This window comes from Pseudomonas sp. TE36184 (assembly GCF_054060055.1).
Genome location: NZ_JBSSCU010000001.1, coordinates 720186 through 736253, shown reverse-complemented (window position 1 = coordinate 736253; position 16068 = coordinate 720186). Strand labels below are relative to the sequence as shown.

The 16068-nt window shown below is 63.4% G+C and carries 13 protein-coding genes; 4 read left to right on the top strand and 9 right to left on the bottom strand.

Going from position 1 to position 16068, the window contains the following annotated elements; all coding sequences use genetic code 11:
- Window positions 1-166: 166 nt before the first annotated feature.
- The 3 genes from ACVWZP_RS03395 to ACVWZP_RS03385 are packed head-to-tail and all read right to left on the bottom strand — an operon-like array spanning window position 167 to window position 3931.
- Window positions 167-1465, bottom strand: coding sequence for an NAD(P)/FAD-dependent oxidoreductase (locus ACVWZP_RS03395; RefSeq protein WP_079444058.1), 1299 nt, complete (start codon window positions 1463-1465; stop codon window positions 167-169).
- Window positions 1462-2550 carry a polyamine ABC transporter substrate-binding protein gene (locus ACVWZP_RS03390; protein ID WP_046383710.1) on the bottom strand — a complete coding sequence of 363 codons (1089 nt, stop codon included), beginning with the start codon at window positions 2548-2550 and terminating at the stop codon, window positions 1462-1464. The genes ACVWZP_RS03395 and ACVWZP_RS03390 overlap by 4 nt, the downstream gene beginning before the upstream one ends.
- A 22-nt stretch (window positions 2551-2572) precedes the next feature.
- Window positions 2573-3931, bottom strand: a complete 1359-nt coding sequence (locus ACVWZP_RS03385; RefSeq protein WP_448124126.1) for a glutamine synthetase family protein — start codon at window positions 3929-3931, stop codon at window positions 2573-2575.
- Window positions 3932-4071: 140 nt separating this feature from the next.
- Between ACVWZP_RS03385 and ACVWZP_RS03380 the strand changes: the two genes are divergently transcribed.
- A complete protein-coding gene (locus ACVWZP_RS03380; RefSeq protein WP_457369369.1) occupies window positions 4072-4968 on the top strand; it encodes a helix-turn-helix domain-containing protein in 897 nt (298 codons plus the stop codon).
- A 129-nt stretch (window positions 4969-5097) separates the two neighbouring features.
- Here the strand turns inward: ACVWZP_RS03380 and ACVWZP_RS03375 are convergent, their stop codons facing one another.
- Genes ACVWZP_RS03375 through ACVWZP_RS03365 form a run of 3 tightly spaced genes read right to left on the bottom strand, consistent with a single transcriptional unit; the run spans window position 5098 to window position 8234 of the window.
- On the bottom strand, window positions 5098-6201 hold the full coding sequence (locus tag ACVWZP_RS03375) for an acetoin dehydrogenase dihydrolipoyllysine-residue acetyltransferase subunit (RefSeq protein WP_017846571.1): 1104 nt from the start codon (window positions 6199-6201) through the stop codon (window positions 5098-5100).
- Entirely contained in the window at window positions 6198-7217 is a 1020-nt protein-coding gene (locus tag ACVWZP_RS03370; protein ID WP_046383714.1) for an alpha-ketoacid dehydrogenase subunit beta, read from the bottom strand. The genes ACVWZP_RS03375 and ACVWZP_RS03370 overlap by 4 nt, the downstream gene beginning before the upstream one ends.
- A 39-nt stretch (window positions 7218-7256) precedes the next feature.
- Window positions 7257-8234: a thiamine pyrophosphate-dependent dehydrogenase E1 component subunit alpha gene (locus tag ACVWZP_RS03365; protein ID WP_046383715.1), complete on the bottom strand. Its 978-nt coding sequence runs from the start codon at window positions 8232-8234 to the stop codon at window positions 7257-7259.
- 310 nt (window positions 8235-8544) lie between these two features.
- On the opposite strand from ACVWZP_RS03365, the gene ACVWZP_RS03360 reads away from it, so the two are divergent.
- On the top strand, window positions 8545-10413 hold the full coding sequence (locus ACVWZP_RS03360) for a sigma-54-dependent Fis family transcriptional regulator (protein ID WP_288074270.1): 1869 nt from the start codon (window positions 8545-8547) through the stop codon (window positions 10411-10413).
- 117 nt (window positions 10414-10530) lie between these two features.
- On the opposite strand, the gene ACVWZP_RS03355 is transcribed toward ACVWZP_RS03360, so the two are convergent.
- A complete protein-coding gene (locus ACVWZP_RS03355; RefSeq protein WP_017846575.1) occupies window positions 10531-11325 on the bottom strand; it encodes an acetoin reductase in 795 nt (264 codons plus the stop codon).
- 181 nt (window positions 11326-11506) lie between these two features.
- Between ACVWZP_RS03355 and ACVWZP_RS03350 the strand changes: the two genes are divergently transcribed.
- Window positions 11507-13657, top strand: a complete 2151-nt coding sequence (locus ACVWZP_RS03350) for a TonB-dependent siderophore receptor (protein WP_457369368.1) — start codon at window positions 11507-11509, stop codon at window positions 13655-13657.
- Between the two features lie 18 nt (window positions 13658-13675).
- Here ACVWZP_RS03350 and ACVWZP_RS03345 read toward each other — a convergent pair whose 3' ends face one another.
- Together ACVWZP_RS03345 and ACVWZP_RS03340 are read right to left on the bottom strand one after the other, a co-directional pair.
- On the bottom strand, window positions 13676-14113 hold the full coding sequence (locus tag ACVWZP_RS03345) for a carboxymuconolactone decarboxylase family protein (protein ID WP_046383718.1): 438 nt from the start codon (window positions 14111-14113) through the stop codon (window positions 13676-13678).
- A gap of 114 nt (window positions 14114-14227) precedes the next feature.
- Window positions 14228-14698: an Lrp/AsnC family transcriptional regulator gene (locus ACVWZP_RS03340; protein WP_017846578.1), complete on the bottom strand. Its 471-nt coding sequence runs from the start codon at window positions 14696-14698 to the stop codon at window positions 14228-14230.
- 123 nt (window positions 14699-14821) lie between these two features.
- Between ACVWZP_RS03340 and ACVWZP_RS03335 the strand changes: the two genes are divergently transcribed.
- A complete protein-coding gene (locus ACVWZP_RS03335; protein WP_057004699.1) occupies window positions 14822-16066 on the top strand; it encodes a methionine gamma-lyase in 1245 nt (414 codons plus the stop codon).
- Window positions 16067-16068 lie beyond the last annotated feature (2 nt).

Sequence of the window (16068 nt, the reverse complement as noted above, 5' to 3'; positions counted from 1 at the left end):
AAACAGGCGTACCTGAGCTGCATAGCGAAACACGCCGCCCCGGACCTATTGCGGAAAGGGGCTAGCCTCAAGCAGTACGAAAAGGAGCAATTGCGCTCTTCCGTTTTGCCCTGCCTGTCAACGATTCGATAAAAGCTGGCAAGGCCCTTTCACAACGCGCCCCCAGCTACCAGGCAAGTTGCTCGCGCAACTTGAACCACAGCATCCCCAACGCCAACAACGGCGAGCGCAACAGTTTGCCGCCCGGAAAGGTCATGTGCGGGACCTGGCTGAACACCTCCAAGCCCTGACTGTGCCCGGCATGAATGGCTTCAGCCAGCAGCCGCGCGCACCAATGGGTCACATTCAGCCCATGCCCGGAATAACCCTGGGCGTAGAACACATTCGGGTACTGCTTCAACCGCCCGACCTGGGGGAAGCGATTGGCGGTGATGCCGATCTTGCCGCCCCACTGGAACTCGATCGCGGTATTGGCCAGTTGCGGGAATACCTGGAGCATCTTCGGTCGCATATACGCGGCGATGTCCTGCGGATCACGCCCCGAATAATGGCAGGCGCCGCCGAACAACAGGCGTCGGTCGGCGGTCAGTCGGTAGTAGTCCAAGCCGACTTTCTGGTCGCACAGCGCCAGGTTCTGCGGGATCAATTGCTCGGCCAGCCCTTCCGTTAACGGTTCGGTGGCGATGATGTAGCTGCCGGCAGGCAGTACCTTGCCGCTCAAGCGCGGCTCCAACGCCTCCAAGTGTGCATTGCAGGCCAGCACCAGGTTGCTGGCACGCACCGTGCCGCCGGCGCAGCGTACCTGCACGGTGTCGCCGTGGAGCAGTTCCAACGCTGGGGTGTGCTCGAAAATCCGCACCCCCAGGGACTCGGCGACCCGCGCCTCGCCCAACACCAGATTCAATGGGTGCAGGTGCCCGGACCCCATGTCCACCAGGCCGCCGGCATAGACCTGCGAGCCGACGACCTGGTGCATATCCTGCGGACCTACCACACGGACCTCATGGTTATAGCCCTGCGCCAACAGGCGCTCCTGCTCGCCCTTGAACGCGGCGAACTGCGCCGCGGTATTGGCCAGTTCGCAAAAGCCCCAGCGCAGGTCGCAGTCGATACCCTGCGTGCGAACGCGTTCACCCACCAACGTGACCGAATCAATCCCGGCCCGCTCCAGATAACGCACGCCCTCCTCGCCCACATACTTGGCAAAGCCCGACACGTCGTGGCCGATGCCGCGAATCAATTGCCCGCCGTTGCGCCCGCTGGCGCCCCAACCGATGCGCCGCGCCTCCAGCAGGATCACCGACAGCCCGCGCTGGGCCAGTTCGATGGCGGTATTGACCCCGGTGAACCCACCGCCGATCACACACACATCCGCGCTCAAGTCAGCGGCCAAGGCCGGACGCTCAGGCATGGCATTGGCCGAGGCCCGGTAATAGGACCGGGCGTGGTCGTTCGATTGGATCATTTGTCGGTCTTCACTTTGCTCCAGGCGCGGGTCATCAGGCGCATGGTCGCCGGGGTCGGCGTGGTGGAAATATAGAGTTTGTCGAGCACGGCCTGGGACGGGTACACCTCAGGGTTGTTCACCAGTTCCGGATCCATGAAGGCCTTGGCTGCCGGGTTGGCGTTGGCATAGCCGACCGAGGCGCTGACTTTGGCGATGACTTCAGGGTCGAGCAGGTAGTTGATAAACGCGTGGGCTGCTTTCGGGTTGCTCGCATCGGCGGGGATCGCCAGCAGGTCAAACCACAGGTTGGAGCCTTCCTTGGGAATCGAATAGGCAATGTTCACCCCGTTCTTGGCTTCCTTGGCGCGGTTGGCGGCCTGGAACACGTCGCCGGAATAACCGAACGCCACGCAGATATCGCCGTTGGCCAAATCCGAGATGTACTTGGAGGAATGGAAGTAGGTGATGTAAGGCCGCAGCGTCAACAGCTTGGCTTGCGCCTGTTTGTAGTCTTCAGGGTTCTCGCTGCGCGGGTCCTTGCCCATGTAGTTGAGGATCGCCGGGAACAACTCATCCGCCGAGTCGAGGAAGGCCACGCCGCACTGGTTGAGCTTCTTGAGGTTCTCCGGCTCGAACAGCACCGCCCATGAATCGATATGGTCGATGCCGAGCACCTGCTTGACCTTGTCGACGTTGTAGCCGATGCCGTTGGTGCCCCACAGGTACGGCACCGAGTGCGCGTTGCCCGGGTCGTTTTTCTCCAGCAGCTTGAGCAGCTTGGGGTCGAGGTTCTTGAAATTGGGCAACTGCGCGCGGTCGAGCTTGAGGAACGCGCCGGCCTTGACCTGGCGCGCCAGGAAGTGGTTGGACGGCACCACCACGTCATACCCGGTGCGCCCCGCCAGCAGCTTGCCCTCCAGGGTTTCGTTGGAGTCGAACACGTCGTAGATCACCTTGATCCCCGTCTTGGCCTGGAAGTCGGCCAAGGTGGTTTCGCCGATGTAGTCGGTCCAGTTGTAGACACTGACCGTCGGCTCCGCCTGCGCGGCGCTGCTGAATGCCGCCACCAGGGCCAGCGGGAGAAGTTTTTTCATCAGACGCATATCGACACCCCTTTATGATTGTTTAGACGCTCAACAGCAGGAACTCACGCTCCCAGGAACTGATCACCCGCTTGAAATTCTCATGCTCGGCGCGTTTGACCGCGACGTAGCCGCGCACGAATTTGTCGCCCAGGTATTGCTTGACCGTCGCGCACTCCTCCATACGCACCAGCGCATCCTCGAGCGTGATCGGCAGGCGCAGGTTGCGCCGCTCATAGGCGCGGCCTTCCACCGGCGCGCTCGGCTCAATCTTTTCGATCATGCCCAGGTAGCCACACAACAGGCTGCCGGCGATCGCCAGGTACGGGTTGGCATCCGCGCCGGGCAGGCGGTTTTCCACGCGCATGGCGTCGGGGTTCGATGTTGGCACGCGCAGGCCGACAGTGCGGTTTTCTTCGCCCCATTCCACGTTGACCGGCGCCGAGGTGTCCGGCAGGAAGCGGCGGAACGAATTCACGTTGGGCGCAAACATCGGCAGCAGCTTGGGGATGTACTTCTGCAGGCCGCCGATGTGGTGCAGGAACAGCGTGCTCATCTGGCCGTCGGCGTCGACGAACACCGGCTTGCCCGTGGCGATGTCGACCACGCTCTGGTGCAGGTGCATGGCGCTGCCCGGCTCGTCGGCCACTGGCTTGGCCATGAAGGTCGCGGCCACATTGTGCTTGAGCGCGGCTTCGCGCAGGGTGCGTTTGAACACGGTGATCTGGTCGGCAAGATCCAGGGCGTCACCGTGGCGGAAGTTGATTTCCATCTGCGCCGGGCCGTCTTCGTGGATCAGTGTGTCGAGGTCCAGGCCCTGGGCTTCGCACCAGTCGTAGACGTCTTCGAACAGCGGGTCGAACTCGTTGGCGGCGTCGATGGAGAACGACTGGCGACCGGTTTCGGCCCGCCCGGAGCGGCCGACCGGGGTTTTCAGCGGCAGGTCCGGGTCATCGCAGCGCTGGGTCAGGTAGAACTCCATTTCCGGCGCGACAATCGGCTGCCAGCCCTGCTCGGCGTAGAGCTGCAACACCTTTTTCAGCACGTTGCGCGGCGACAGTTCGATGGGGTTACCCTGCTTGTCGAAGGTGTCGTGGATCACGATGGCGGTCGGTTCAATCGCCCATGGCACCACGTAGGTGGCGTGGGCCACCGGGCGGCAGACCATGTCGATGTCGGCCGGGTCGAGCAGGTCGTAGTAGACATCGTCGTCGACAAAGTCCCCGGTTACCGTTTGCAGCAACACACTTTCCGGCAGGCGCATGCCTCGCTCATGCAGGAACTTGTTGGTGGGCGCAATCTTGCCGCGTGCGATGCCAGTCAAATCACTGATCACGCATTCGACCTCGGTAATCTTGTGTTCTTTCAGCCAGGCGGACAGCTGATCGAAGGGGGCGTTCATAAGGACCTCGTCATGGGTGGGAGACTGCACCGGCTTGTACTCCCGGCGCATTGAGGTCTATCTTGGGCTCGCCGCGCCACGGCATCTATCCACTTTGCTCCGAACACAACGCACCAATAGAGTGCGAGCAGGTTCCCCCCATGACACAGGCAACCGCTTTGCGCGTACAGGCCTTCACCACCGGTGATGTGGCCGCTCAATGCCGTGCGACACCCGGCTGGGTGCAGCACTACCAGCAGATGTCCCCCGGGCATTTTGCCGGGCAGATCCGCTACCTCGACCTGCACGGCGTGGAGGTCTACGAAGAGAGCATGAACACCCGGGTGGAGCAGCATTTCAACGCGCCGCCGGGGGCCCTGGCGTTCTGTTTCGACGGCAGCGACAACGCGCTGTACCTGCTCAATGGCGAGAGCCGCAACACCTGGATCACCCCGGAGAACTACCGTGAAGTGGCGGTGGTATTCGGGCCGCAGTTTGTGCAGCGCCATCGCTTGGATGTGGCGAAACTCGAAGGGTTGTTCATGGCTCCGCTGACCTGCCAGCAGAATGCGTTATTCAGCCGCTGGCTCAGTGGCACGCTCACACGGTTGTCCGGCACCACCGACCCGATCAGCCGCGATGCCCTCACCCAGCAGTTGCTCGACGATTGCCTGTTCATTCTCGACAACGCCTGCGTATGCCTGGACCGCCAGTCATTGCAGCGCCGCAGCGAAGAGCGCCGGCTGATGACGCGCATCGGCGAATGGGCGGTCGATGCACCGGATGACACCGTCAACCTGCTGGAACTGGCGCAGATCGCCGGCGTGCCGTTGCGCCAGTTGCAACAAGGCTTCAAGACCTACACCGGAATGAGCCCGGCGCAGTGGTTGCGTTTGCGCCGCTTGAACGGGGCGCGGCGGGAGTTGTTGAGTTCAGCCACGGCCACAGTGGCGCAAGTGGCGATGAACTGGTCGTTCTGGCATTTGGGGCGGTTTTCCAATAGCTACCGGGCGTTGTTCAAGGAGCTGCCGAGCGAAACCCTCAAGCGCGCCGTTTGAAACGCACTCTAAATGGTGGGAGGGGGCTTGCCCCCGATGGCAATGGGTCAGTCACCAGGAATATTGACTGAGACACCGCTATCGGGGGCAAGTCGAATCGTCGCACCGCCCCTCCCACATTGGACTGCATCAAGGCTGGGAGTTGAGGAAGGTTGCCATCAACTGGTTGACCCGCTCCGCCGCCTCCAACTGCACCATATGCCCCTGCCCCGGCAGGATTTCCACCTGGGCCTCGAGCCCCTCGGCATGTCTGGCCGGGATGATTGCGTCGTCGCTGCCCCAGATCACCAGGCTTGGCTGCTGCCCGACAATATTGCGCAAATCCAGGCGCTGCCGCCCGCCCTCGAACAGCTGGGCATTGAGCTGGCGCAACGCTTGATCCACGCCTTCGAGGCGCTTGAACTTGAGCATGTCCTCCAGCATCTGCCGCGTGACCAGCGCCGGGTCGCTGAACAGTTGAATCAAGTGCGGCTTGAGCGCGTTGCGGTTAGTCGCGTCGGTGAAGCCGTGCAAGTAGTCCGCGTTGATCTCTTCGCCGAGCCCGGCGCTGGCGATCAGGGTCAGCGAGGCGACCCGCGCGGGGGCCTGGCGCGCCACGGTCAGGCTGACCAGGCCACCCATTGAGTGGCCGGCCAGGTGGACGCGGTCGAGCGCGAGATGATCGAGCAACGCCAGCAGCGCCTGGCTCAACTCGTCGGCATCGCCGCTGCGCAGCTGCTTGCCCGACTCGCCATGCCCCGGCAGGTCCAGGGCGATCACCCGGCGCTGCGCCGCCAACCCCGGGTGGTTGAACAGCCAGTTGTTCAAGTCGCCGCCAAACCCGTGGACCAACACCAACGGCGTGCCGCCCTCACCGAGATCGAGATAACGCAACAGCCGCCCGCCCACCTCGACTTTCTGCGCGCTGGGCCCGGATGCTTGCGCCTCGGCCGCACTCGACACGAAGCTGGCCTGGAAACCTTCGATTACCGCATCAATCTCGGCTTCCGTGGCCTCGCCCTCCACCACGATCCCGAGCAGCCCGCCCACCGGCAAGGTCTCGTCGCTCAGCGCCAGCACGCGGCGCAGCACGCCACTGAACGGCGCCTCGACGCTGCTGGAGATCTTGTCGGTCTCCACGTCGAGCACTTCCTCGCCCTTCTCCACCCGGTCGCCCGGCTGTTTGAGCCAGACATCCACGCGGCCTTCAGTCATCGACAAGCCCCACTTGGGCATGGTCAAGATATGGATCATGCGGCAGTCCTCTTATCGGCGATCTTCAACACCGCGGCTTCGATCTTCGCTGCGTTGGGGATGTACAGATCCTCCAGCGCATCGGAGAACGGCACCGGCGTGTGCGGCGCGGTGACCATTTCGATCGGTGCGCGCAAGAACGAAAACCCGCGCTGCGCGACCAGCGCGCTGATATCGGTGGCGATCGAGCAGCGCGGGTTGGACTCGTCGATCACCACCAGGCGGCCGGTCTTCTCCACGCTTTCCAGGATGCTGTCTTCGTCCAGCGGGCTGGTGGTGCGCAGGTCGAGTACTTCGCAGTCGATGCCTTGGCGCGCCAGGTTGGCAGCGGCTTCCAGGGCGATATGCACCATGCGCCCGTAGGTGACCAGGGTCACGTCATTGCCTTCGCGCACGTAATTGGCTTCGCCGAAAGGCACGGTGTACAGCTCTTCCGGCACTTCGCCCTGCAGGCTGTAGAGCATCTTGTGTTCGAGGAAGATCACCGGGTCGTTGTCGCGGATCGCCTGGATCAGCATGCCCTTGGCGTCATAGGGCGTGGCCGGGCACACCACTTTGAGGCCGGGGATGTGCGTCCACATCGAGGTGAGCATCTGCGAATGCTGCGCGGCGGCGCGCAGGCCGGCGCCGTACATGGCGCGCACCACCAGCGGCGTGGTGGTCTTGCCGCCGAACATGTAGCGGAACTTGGCGGCCTGGTTGAGCAACTGGTCGAGGCAGCAGCCGAGAAAGTCGACGAACATCAACTCGCACACCGGGCGCATGCCACGGGTGGCCGCGCCGACTGCCATGCCGACGTAACCGATTTCGGACAACGGCGCATCCAAGACGCGGTCGGGAAACTCCGGGTACAGGCCCTTGGTCACGCCGAGCACACCGCCCCAGGCATCCTGCTCGCCGGGGGAGCCGGTGCCGCCGGACACGTCCTGGCCGATGATGAACACACTCTGGTCGCGACGCATTTCCTGGGCCAGGGCTTCGTTGATTGCCTGCTGATAACTGATTTTGCGAGCCATGATCAATTCTCCACGGATTATTTTTGTAGTGGGTGGCGATTAGCGGTAAGCGACGTAGACATCACTGAGCAGGTCTGCGGCCTGGGGCTTGGGATCCGACTTGGCCAGGCGCACGGCGTCTTCGATCAGTTGCGCGACCTCCGCGTCGATGCGCTCGAACTGCGCCGCATCGAGCCAGCCTTCGGCGCTGCAGCGTTGGCGAAACAGCACCAGGCAATCGTGGGATTCGCGCAGGTTCTTCACTTCGTCGGGGCCGCGATAAGTTTGCGCGTCGCCTTCGAAGTGGCCGTAGAAACGGCTCAACTTGACCTCCACCAGCGTCGGCCCCTGGCCGCTGCGCGCACGTTCCACGGCTACCCCCAGAGCCGCGTGGACGGCGAAGAAATCATTGCCGTCGACGATCACCCCCGGCATGCCGAAGCCCACGGCGCGCTCGGCGATGTCTTTGCACGCTACCGACCAGCCCGAGCCGGTGGCTTCGGCGTAGCCGTTGTTTTCAGCCACGAACAGACACGGCAGTTTCATGATTGCGGCCAGGTTCATGGCCTCGAACACCGCACCCTCGTTGGAGCCGCCGTCGCCGAAAAACGCCACGGCCACGCCCTGGCTGCCCTTGAGCTTGGACGCCAGCGCCGCCCCGGCCGCCAAGGGCGCGCCGGCACCGACGATGCCGTTGGCGCCGAGCATGCCTTTCTCTTGGTCGGCAATGTGCATGGAACCGCCCTTGCCGCCGCACACCCCGGTTTTCTTGCCGTAGATCTCGGCCATCATGCCGAACACGTCCACGCCCTTGGCGATGCAGTGGCCGTGGCCACGGTGGTTGGAGGCGATGCAATCTTCATCGTTGAGGTGGGCCATGACCCCGGCGGCGCTGGCTTCCTGGCCGGCATACAGGTGGACGAAACCAGGGATCTCGCCAGTGGCGAATTCCACGTGCAGGCGTTCCTCGAAATCGCGGATGGTACGCATCACGGTGTAGGCATGGAGCAGTTGATCAGTGGACAGGTGAGTGGACATCTTGTTGTTCTCCAGGTTGTCTCGACACACAAAAGGCTGGCTGCAGCCAGTTGCAAGACCTTCAGCACAGCCTGTGCCAACGTCTCGAAAAACCTCGCACAGGCTTGATCCAGAGCAGTACCACGCAGTTGTGCGGCGGCGACCGCCAACCACAGAATGAGACGCGCCATTGCAACCTGCCCGTGGCGTGCGCGGCCGGATGAGACGCTGCGTCTCACACCGGGCAGTTGGTCAGGCCGCCCTTGTCCCCCTGCGCGCATGCGCGCTTAATGGCGGGCATAACAACAAAAGATCGAGAACCGGAGGCCTTATGCTCGCCGCGAACTCCAAAGACCATGTCGACTGCGTCAGTCGCGTGGTCCGCAATGCCGATCGCCTGCCCCAGGCTCCGGTGCCGTCGCTGATTTTCGATTCATGGCGTCGTTCCATGGAGCAACACCACCTCGACCCTGGCTCGCTGCAAGGGCCACGCATTCTCAGTGAACCGCTGCTCAAGGAATGCCGTGAGCGCGCCGAACTGTTCATGCACATTGCCAGCGAAGAAGTCGGCCAACTCCACCACCGCGTGCGCCATGCCGACTACTGCGTGATGCTCACCGACGCCCAGGGCCAGACCATCGACCACCGCGTGGACACGGCGATTCGCACCGATTGCCGCAAGGCCGGCCTGTACCTGGGCACCTGCTGGTCGGAAGCCGAAGAAGGCACCTGCGGCGTGGCCACGGTGCTGACCAGCAAGGCTGCCGTGACGGTGCATAAGCGCGATCACTTTCGCGCGGCATTTATCGGGCTGACCTGCTCCGCCGCGCCGATCTTCGACCCCCAGGGCAACCTGCTGGGGGTGATGGACGCCTCGGCGCTCAAATCCCCGGATGACCGGCGCAGCCAGCATCTGGTGCGGCAGATGGTGGCGCAGAGCGCACAAGCCATCGAAAATGCCTTCTTCATGCACAGCGCCCGTCAGCACTGGGTGCTCCAGGCCCACAGCACGCCAGGCTATGTCGACAGCCAGCCCGACCTGCTGCTGGCCTGGGACCAGGATGGGCGCCTGCATGCGTTGAACAGCAAGGCGCGCCAGGCCCTGCGTCGGCGCTTTGGCCAGGTGCCGGCGCATATCGGCGAGGTCTTCGACCTGGATGCGTTGCGCGCGGTCACCGATCAATCGGCGCAACAGCTGCACTGGCTGGGCGAGCCCGGCGCATTGCATGTGCGGGTCAGCGCGCCGCGGCGTAAGCCGGCGCGTCCAGCGAAGGCCGTAAACAATCAGGTCGACCCCCGGGTGGAAGAACACCTGCGCCTGGCCTTGCGGGTCAAGGACCGCAACCTGCCGGTGCTGGTGCAGGGTGAAACCGGCGCCGGCAAGGAAGTCTTCGCGCGCCAACTGCATGAGCGCAGCGTTCGTCGAAACGGGCCCTTCGTGGCAGTGAACTGCGCGGCGATCCCGGAAAACCTCATCGAAAGCGAGCTGTTCGGCTATGTCGCCGGGGCCTTTACCGGCGCGTCGAACAAGGGCATGCCCGGGCTGTTGTTGCAGGCCGATGGCGGCACGCTGTTCCTCGATGAAATCGGCGATATGCCGCTGGCCCTGCAGACGCGCTTGCTGCGGGTATTGGCCGAAGGTGAAGTGGCGCCGCTGGGTGCGGCAAAAACCCGTGCGGTGGATATCCAGGTGATCTGCGCCAGCCACCGCGACCTGGCGGTGCTGGTCAGCGAGGGGCGCTTTCGCGAAGACCTGTACTTTCGCCTGGGCTGCGCACGGTTCTGCCTGCCGCCCTTGCGCGAGCGCAGCGACAAACTGGCCTTGATCAATCGGCTGCTGGAACAGGAGGCGCACAGCGGCGCAATCTCCGTGGGCATCGGCCCCGCCGCGCTGGAGGTACTGCTCGGCTATGCCTGGCCGGGCAATGTGCGGCAACTGCGCCATGTGCTGGCGTACGCCTGTGCGGTGTGCGACGGCGGCACCATCCAGTTGGCTGACCTGCCCGTGGAGGTGCGCGGCGAGCAGATCGAGGCCGACGTGGAAGAACGTGTCAGCCCGGAACGCCAGGTGGTGCTGGATGCACTGATCCGGCATCGCTGGAAGCCGTCGCCGACGGCCCAGGCGCTGGGGATTTCGCGGGCGACCCTGTATCGCCGGGTCAACCAACTGGGCATCGACATGCCGGGCAAACATATCTGACCCAGCACCGTCAAACATGTGGGAGCGGGCTTGCCCGCGATGGCGGTGCATCAGCCACCGATGCCGTGACTGAACCGCCGCCTTCGCGGGCAAGCCCACTCCCACCTTTGAACCGCGTTATCGGTACACAATCCCACCATCGATCAACGGCGACTGGCCGGTCATGTAGTCCGCATCCGGCCCCGCCAGGTAAGACACCAGCCCGGCCACATCCTCAGGCGTTTCCGCACGGCCCAGGGCAATCCCGTCCACATACTTCTTATAGGTCGCACCGACTTCGGCGCCGGTAATCTCGGCCATGCGCTTGTCGATCTCGACCCACATATCGGTGCCGACCACGCCCGGGCAATAAGCATTGACCGTAATCCCGGCGCTGGCCAGTTCCTTGGCCGCCGCCTGGGTCAGGGCGCGCACGGCGAACTTGGTCGCCGAGTACACGCCCAGCAGCGCAAAACCTTCATGCCCGGCGATCGAGCAGGCGTTGATGATCTTGCCCTTCTGCTTGAGCGCCTTGAACTTCTTGCCGGCGGCCTGGATGCCCCACAACACGCCCTGCACATTGATGCCCAGGGTGCGCTCGACCTGCTCGGGGCTGACGTCCAGCAGTGAGTCGATCTGCGCCACCCCGGCGTTGTTGACGATGATGTCGAAACCACCGAGGGTCTGGTATGCGTGTTCGACGGCGGCCACCACCTGTTCGCGCTTGGACACGTCGGCGATGAACACCGAGGCCTTGCGCCCTGCCGCGACGATTTCAGCAGCCACGGCTTCGAGCTTGGCGCCATTGATGTCCACCAGCGCGATATCGGCACCGTCCCGTGCCAGGCGCAGGGCGATGGCGCGGCCGATGCCCTGCCCGGCGCCAGTCACCAGCGCAACTTTTCCAGCGATGAGGTTTCCAGCGGTACTCATGACGACCTCCTGCAACGATGAGAGAAGCCTCGTCTATCGCAGATGCACGCCAGGGCTGTCGAGGCGCACATGAATCGGCGTGCGCGCTGAGACCGGATGTCTCAATGCGCGAATCCTTGTAAATGCGCGCACTTATGCCTAGCTTATGCGCCCCCCGTCCTGCGCTTTAAGGCCTTGCCCCATGGTTCTGCGTTTTCGCCCCGTCGTCACGTCACGTTTCGCCCTCGGCCTGCTGCTCAGCGGTGGCATCGGCAGCAGCCTGGCTGCGGAAATTGAACTGCCGGCGGTACAGGTCCAGGGCCAGGATGAGTCCGGTTATCGCAGTGAAACCGCCTCGGTCGGCGGTTTCAATGAAGCGCCGCTGCTGGACACTCCCGCCTCGATCAGCGTGATCAACGCCGCCCTGATCAAGGACCAGCAAGCCCGCCTGCTCAGCGAAGTGCTGCGCAACGACGCCTCGGTGGGCGACAGCTACGCGCCGATCGGCTACTACGAAAACTTCGTGGTGCGCGGCTTCTCGCTGAACGCGGCGAGCAGCTACAAGATCAACGGGCGCACCATCACCGGCGAGCAGAACGTCGCCCTGGAAAACAAACAGCAGGTGGAAGTACTCAAGGGCCTGGCCGGCCTGCAAAGCGGGATCTCCGAGCCCAGCGGCGTGATCAACTACGTGACCAAGCGCCCGCAAGACGTGCGTTCGGTGACGGTGTCCACCGACGACCGCGGCAGCGGTTATATCGCCACCGACGTCGGCGGCTGGTTCGGCAGCGAGCGGCAGTTCGGCCTGCGCGCCAACATGGCCCATGAAGACCTCAATTCCTACGTGGAACACGCCAACGGCCAGCGCGACTTCCTGTCCCTGGCGTTCGACTGGAACATCAGCCCCGACGCGGTGCTGCAACTGGATGCCGAATACCAGAACAAACAACAGCGCTCGGTGCCGGGCTACCAACTGCTGGGCGGCAGTGAAGTGCCCCACGATGCATCGCCGAAACAGCTGCTGGGCCATCAAAGCGGTTCCAAGCAGGTCGGTATTGATTCGCTGAACCTCAACGGCAAGTTCGAATACCGCTTCAGCGACCAGTGGAAAGGCAGTGTCAGCGCGGCGCGCAGCAAGGTGGTGATCGATGACTACAGTTCGTTCGCCTGGGGCTGTTTCTACGTGAACACGTGCAACGCCAACACGTTCAGCCCCGAGGGTGACTACGACATCTACGACTACCGCAGCCCCGACGACACCCGCCGCGACGATGAAGTGCAGGCGGCCATGACCGGGCTGTTCGACACCGCCGGCCTGGGCCATGAATTGACCTTCGGCACCAGCGCGTTTCGCCGGGTGATCGACAAGCGCAAGGCGGTCAACGAGTACATCGGCAGCGGCAATATCAATCAGGACGCACCGACGTTTGCGCCGACCAACGTACCGCTGAACGACAGCCATCGCACCCTCGACAGCCGCCAGTACGGCGTATTCATCACTGACCGCATCCGCTTGAACGAGCAGTGGCAAACCCTCCTCGGCGGTCGCGAAGTGCGCCTTGATGAACAAGCCTTTGACAGCAATGGTGACCAGGCGCGCCACACTCAGCAATACGTGTTCCTGCCCCAGGCCTCGCTGATCTATAAACCGATTGAAAACATCTCGCTGTACACCAGTTACAGCAAGGGGCTGTCCCTGGGCGGCACGGCGCCGTGGTTCGCGAACAACGCGGACGAGACCCTGGCCCCGACCGTGTCGCGACAAATCGAAGCCGGCGTGAAATACGACTGGCGCCGCATCAGCTTCGCCGCGGCCGTGTTCCAGACGCGCCAGGCCTACCAGTACGCCAAGCCGGATGGCGCCGGGAGTTTCACCTACGTGCAACAAGGCGAGCAGAAGAACACTGGGCTGGAACTGTCGGCGAATGGTTGGGCCACCGACCGCCTGCAGATCGCCACCAGCGTCGCGGCGATTCGGGCGCGGGTCAGCGGCAGCGGCACGCCGGACTACGAAGGCCACCAGGCGATCAACGTGCCCAAGCTGCGCGCCAGTGTCTACGCCGACTATGCGCTGCCGTGGGTCAACGGCCTGGCGGTCCTGGGCGGCGTGCAATACAGCGCCAAGAAGTACGCCAACCGCAGCGGCAACGTCGAGGTCGGGGACTATGCGGTGGTCAACGTCGGCAGCCGTTACACCACCAAAGTCGATGGCTATGAAACGGTGTTTCGCCTGAGCGTAGACAACCTGTTCGACAAACGCTATTGGCGCGACGCGGGCGAGTACATGGGCGATGACTACCTGTTCCAGGGCGCGCCGCTGACCGCGCGCCTGAGTGCCTCAGTCAACTTCTGACCGCGCACGGCTCCGGGCTTACTTGGGCATCTTGCGAAAGCCCACCGCCAGGCGGTTCCAGCTGTTGATGGTGGCGATGGCTACGCTCAGATCGACCTGTTCCTGGGGGCTGAACTCGGCGGCGAGTGCGTTGTAGTCTTCGTCTGCGGCGCGGGTCTGGCTGACCAGGGTCAGGCTTTCGGCCCAGGCCAGGGCGGCGCGTTCACGCGGGGTGAAGAACGGCGTTTCGCGCCAGGCCGACAATGTGTACAGGCGGCGTTCGGTCTCACCGCCCTTGCGCGCATCGGCGGTGTGCATATCGAGGCAGAAGGCGCAGCCATTGATCTGCGACACGCGCAGGCGCACCAGTTCCAGCAGGGGCAGTTCGATGGACAGTTTGCCCACTGCGGTTTCCAGGGCGAGCATGGCTTTCATGGCGTCTGGGGAAGCGGTGTAAAAATCGGTACGGGGTTGCATGGTAGAGCTCCTGAACACTGGAAATTGGTGGCCAGATTAGTCAGCGCAGCACTCAGGAGAAATAGCCAATTCCGGCAAAGATCAGGTAGCCAATGTGCCCACGGGCTCAGCCCCTCAGCGCGGCAGCGGAATCACGCGCAAAGGCCGCACCGATTTGTAGGAAAAGCTCGAGTAGATCTCTTTGACGCACGGCAATGTCTGCAACACCTCCCGCGCGAATTCGCCAAACGACTCCAGGTCCTTGGCCACCACTTCTAGCAGGAAGTCATAGCGCCCCGAGACGTTATGGCAGGCGACGATTTCCGGAATGTCGAGCAAGCGCTGCTCGAACGCCCGCGCAATTTCCTGGGTATGGCTCTCCATCATGATGCTGACAAACGCCGTCACCCCATAGCCCAACGCCTTGGGCGACAGGATCGCCTGGTAACCGCTGATCACCCCACTCTCTTCCAGGTTCCTGACCCGCCGCCAACACGGGGAGGTAGTCAGGGACACGCGCTCGGCGAGCTCGGCCACGGTCAAGCGGGCGTTGCCTTGCAGTGCGTTTAAAAGCGCCTTGTCAGTGCGATCCAGACTGAGGGGCATAACGTGCCTCTAATCATTATTTTTAGGAAGGTTTCATCCCATTGCGCGGGATTTGTCAGCAAATATTGCAAAGTTCAGCTGTGGTTATGAGCATAGCATTGTAGGAAATAAGGAGTGTCCGACATGAACAATAAACACAATGCATTCGGCTTTTCCACCCGTGCCATCCACCACGGTTACGACCCCAAGGACCACCACGGCGCCCTCGTACCGCCGATCTATCTCAGCGCCACGTTCGCCTTCCCCACCGCCGAATACGGCGCCGCGTGTTTTGCCGGTGAAGAAAGCGGGCACTTCTACACGCGCATTTCCAACCCGACCCTGGCCCTGCTGGAAGCGCGCATGGCGACCCTGGAAAACGGCGAGGCCGCCGTTGCCTTCAGCTCCGGCATGGGCGCGATTGCCGCCACCTTCTGGACCCTGCTGCGCCCCGGCGACGAGGTAATCGTCAGCCAGACACTCTACGGCTGCACTTTCGCCCTGCTGCACCATGGCATCGCGGAGTTCGGCATCAAGGTGCGCCATGTCGACCTCACCGACCTGGATGCACTGCACGCTGCGCTGTCCCCGGCCACGCGCATGATCTACTGCGAAACCCCGGCCAACCCCAACCTGCAACTGGTCGATATTGCCGCCGTCGCTACGCTGGCGCACCAGCAGCCCAACGTCATCGTGGTGGTCGATAACACTTACTGCACGCCGTACCTGCAACGGCCCCTGGAGTTGGGCGCCGATGTGGTCGTGCATTCGGCCACCAAGTACCTCAGCGGGCATGGCGACATCACCGCCGGCATTGCGGTGAGCAACCACGCACTGGCGCAGCGCATTCGTCTGCAAGGGCTCAAAGACCTGACCGGTGCGGTCATGTCCCCGCAGGACGCATCGCTGCTGATGCGCGGCCTCAAGACCCTGGCCCTGCGCATGGACCGCCATTGCAGCAACGCCCAGGCAGTGGCCGAAGCCTTGCAGGCCCACCCCGCCGTCGAGCGCGTGACGTACCCGGGGTTGCGCTCATTTCCCCAGTACGAACTGGCGGCGCGGCAGATGCGGATGTCCGGCGGGATGATTGCCTTCGAGCTCAAAGGCGGGATCGCGACCGGCCGGCGCTTCATGAACGCACTCAAGCTGTTCAGCCGCGCGGTCAGCCTGGGCGATGCCGAGTCTCTGGCCCAACACCCGGCGAGCATGACCCACTCCACCTACACCCCAGAGGAGCGGGCAGCCCACGGGATCAGCGAGGGGTTGGTGCGTCTGTCGGTCGGGCTGGAGGACATCGCCGACCTGCTGGCGGATGTGCAGCAGGCTTTGACCAAGTGTCTGCGGGCTGCGCCGCGTGCGACACAGGTGGTCGAGCATGCGATGAAATAGCG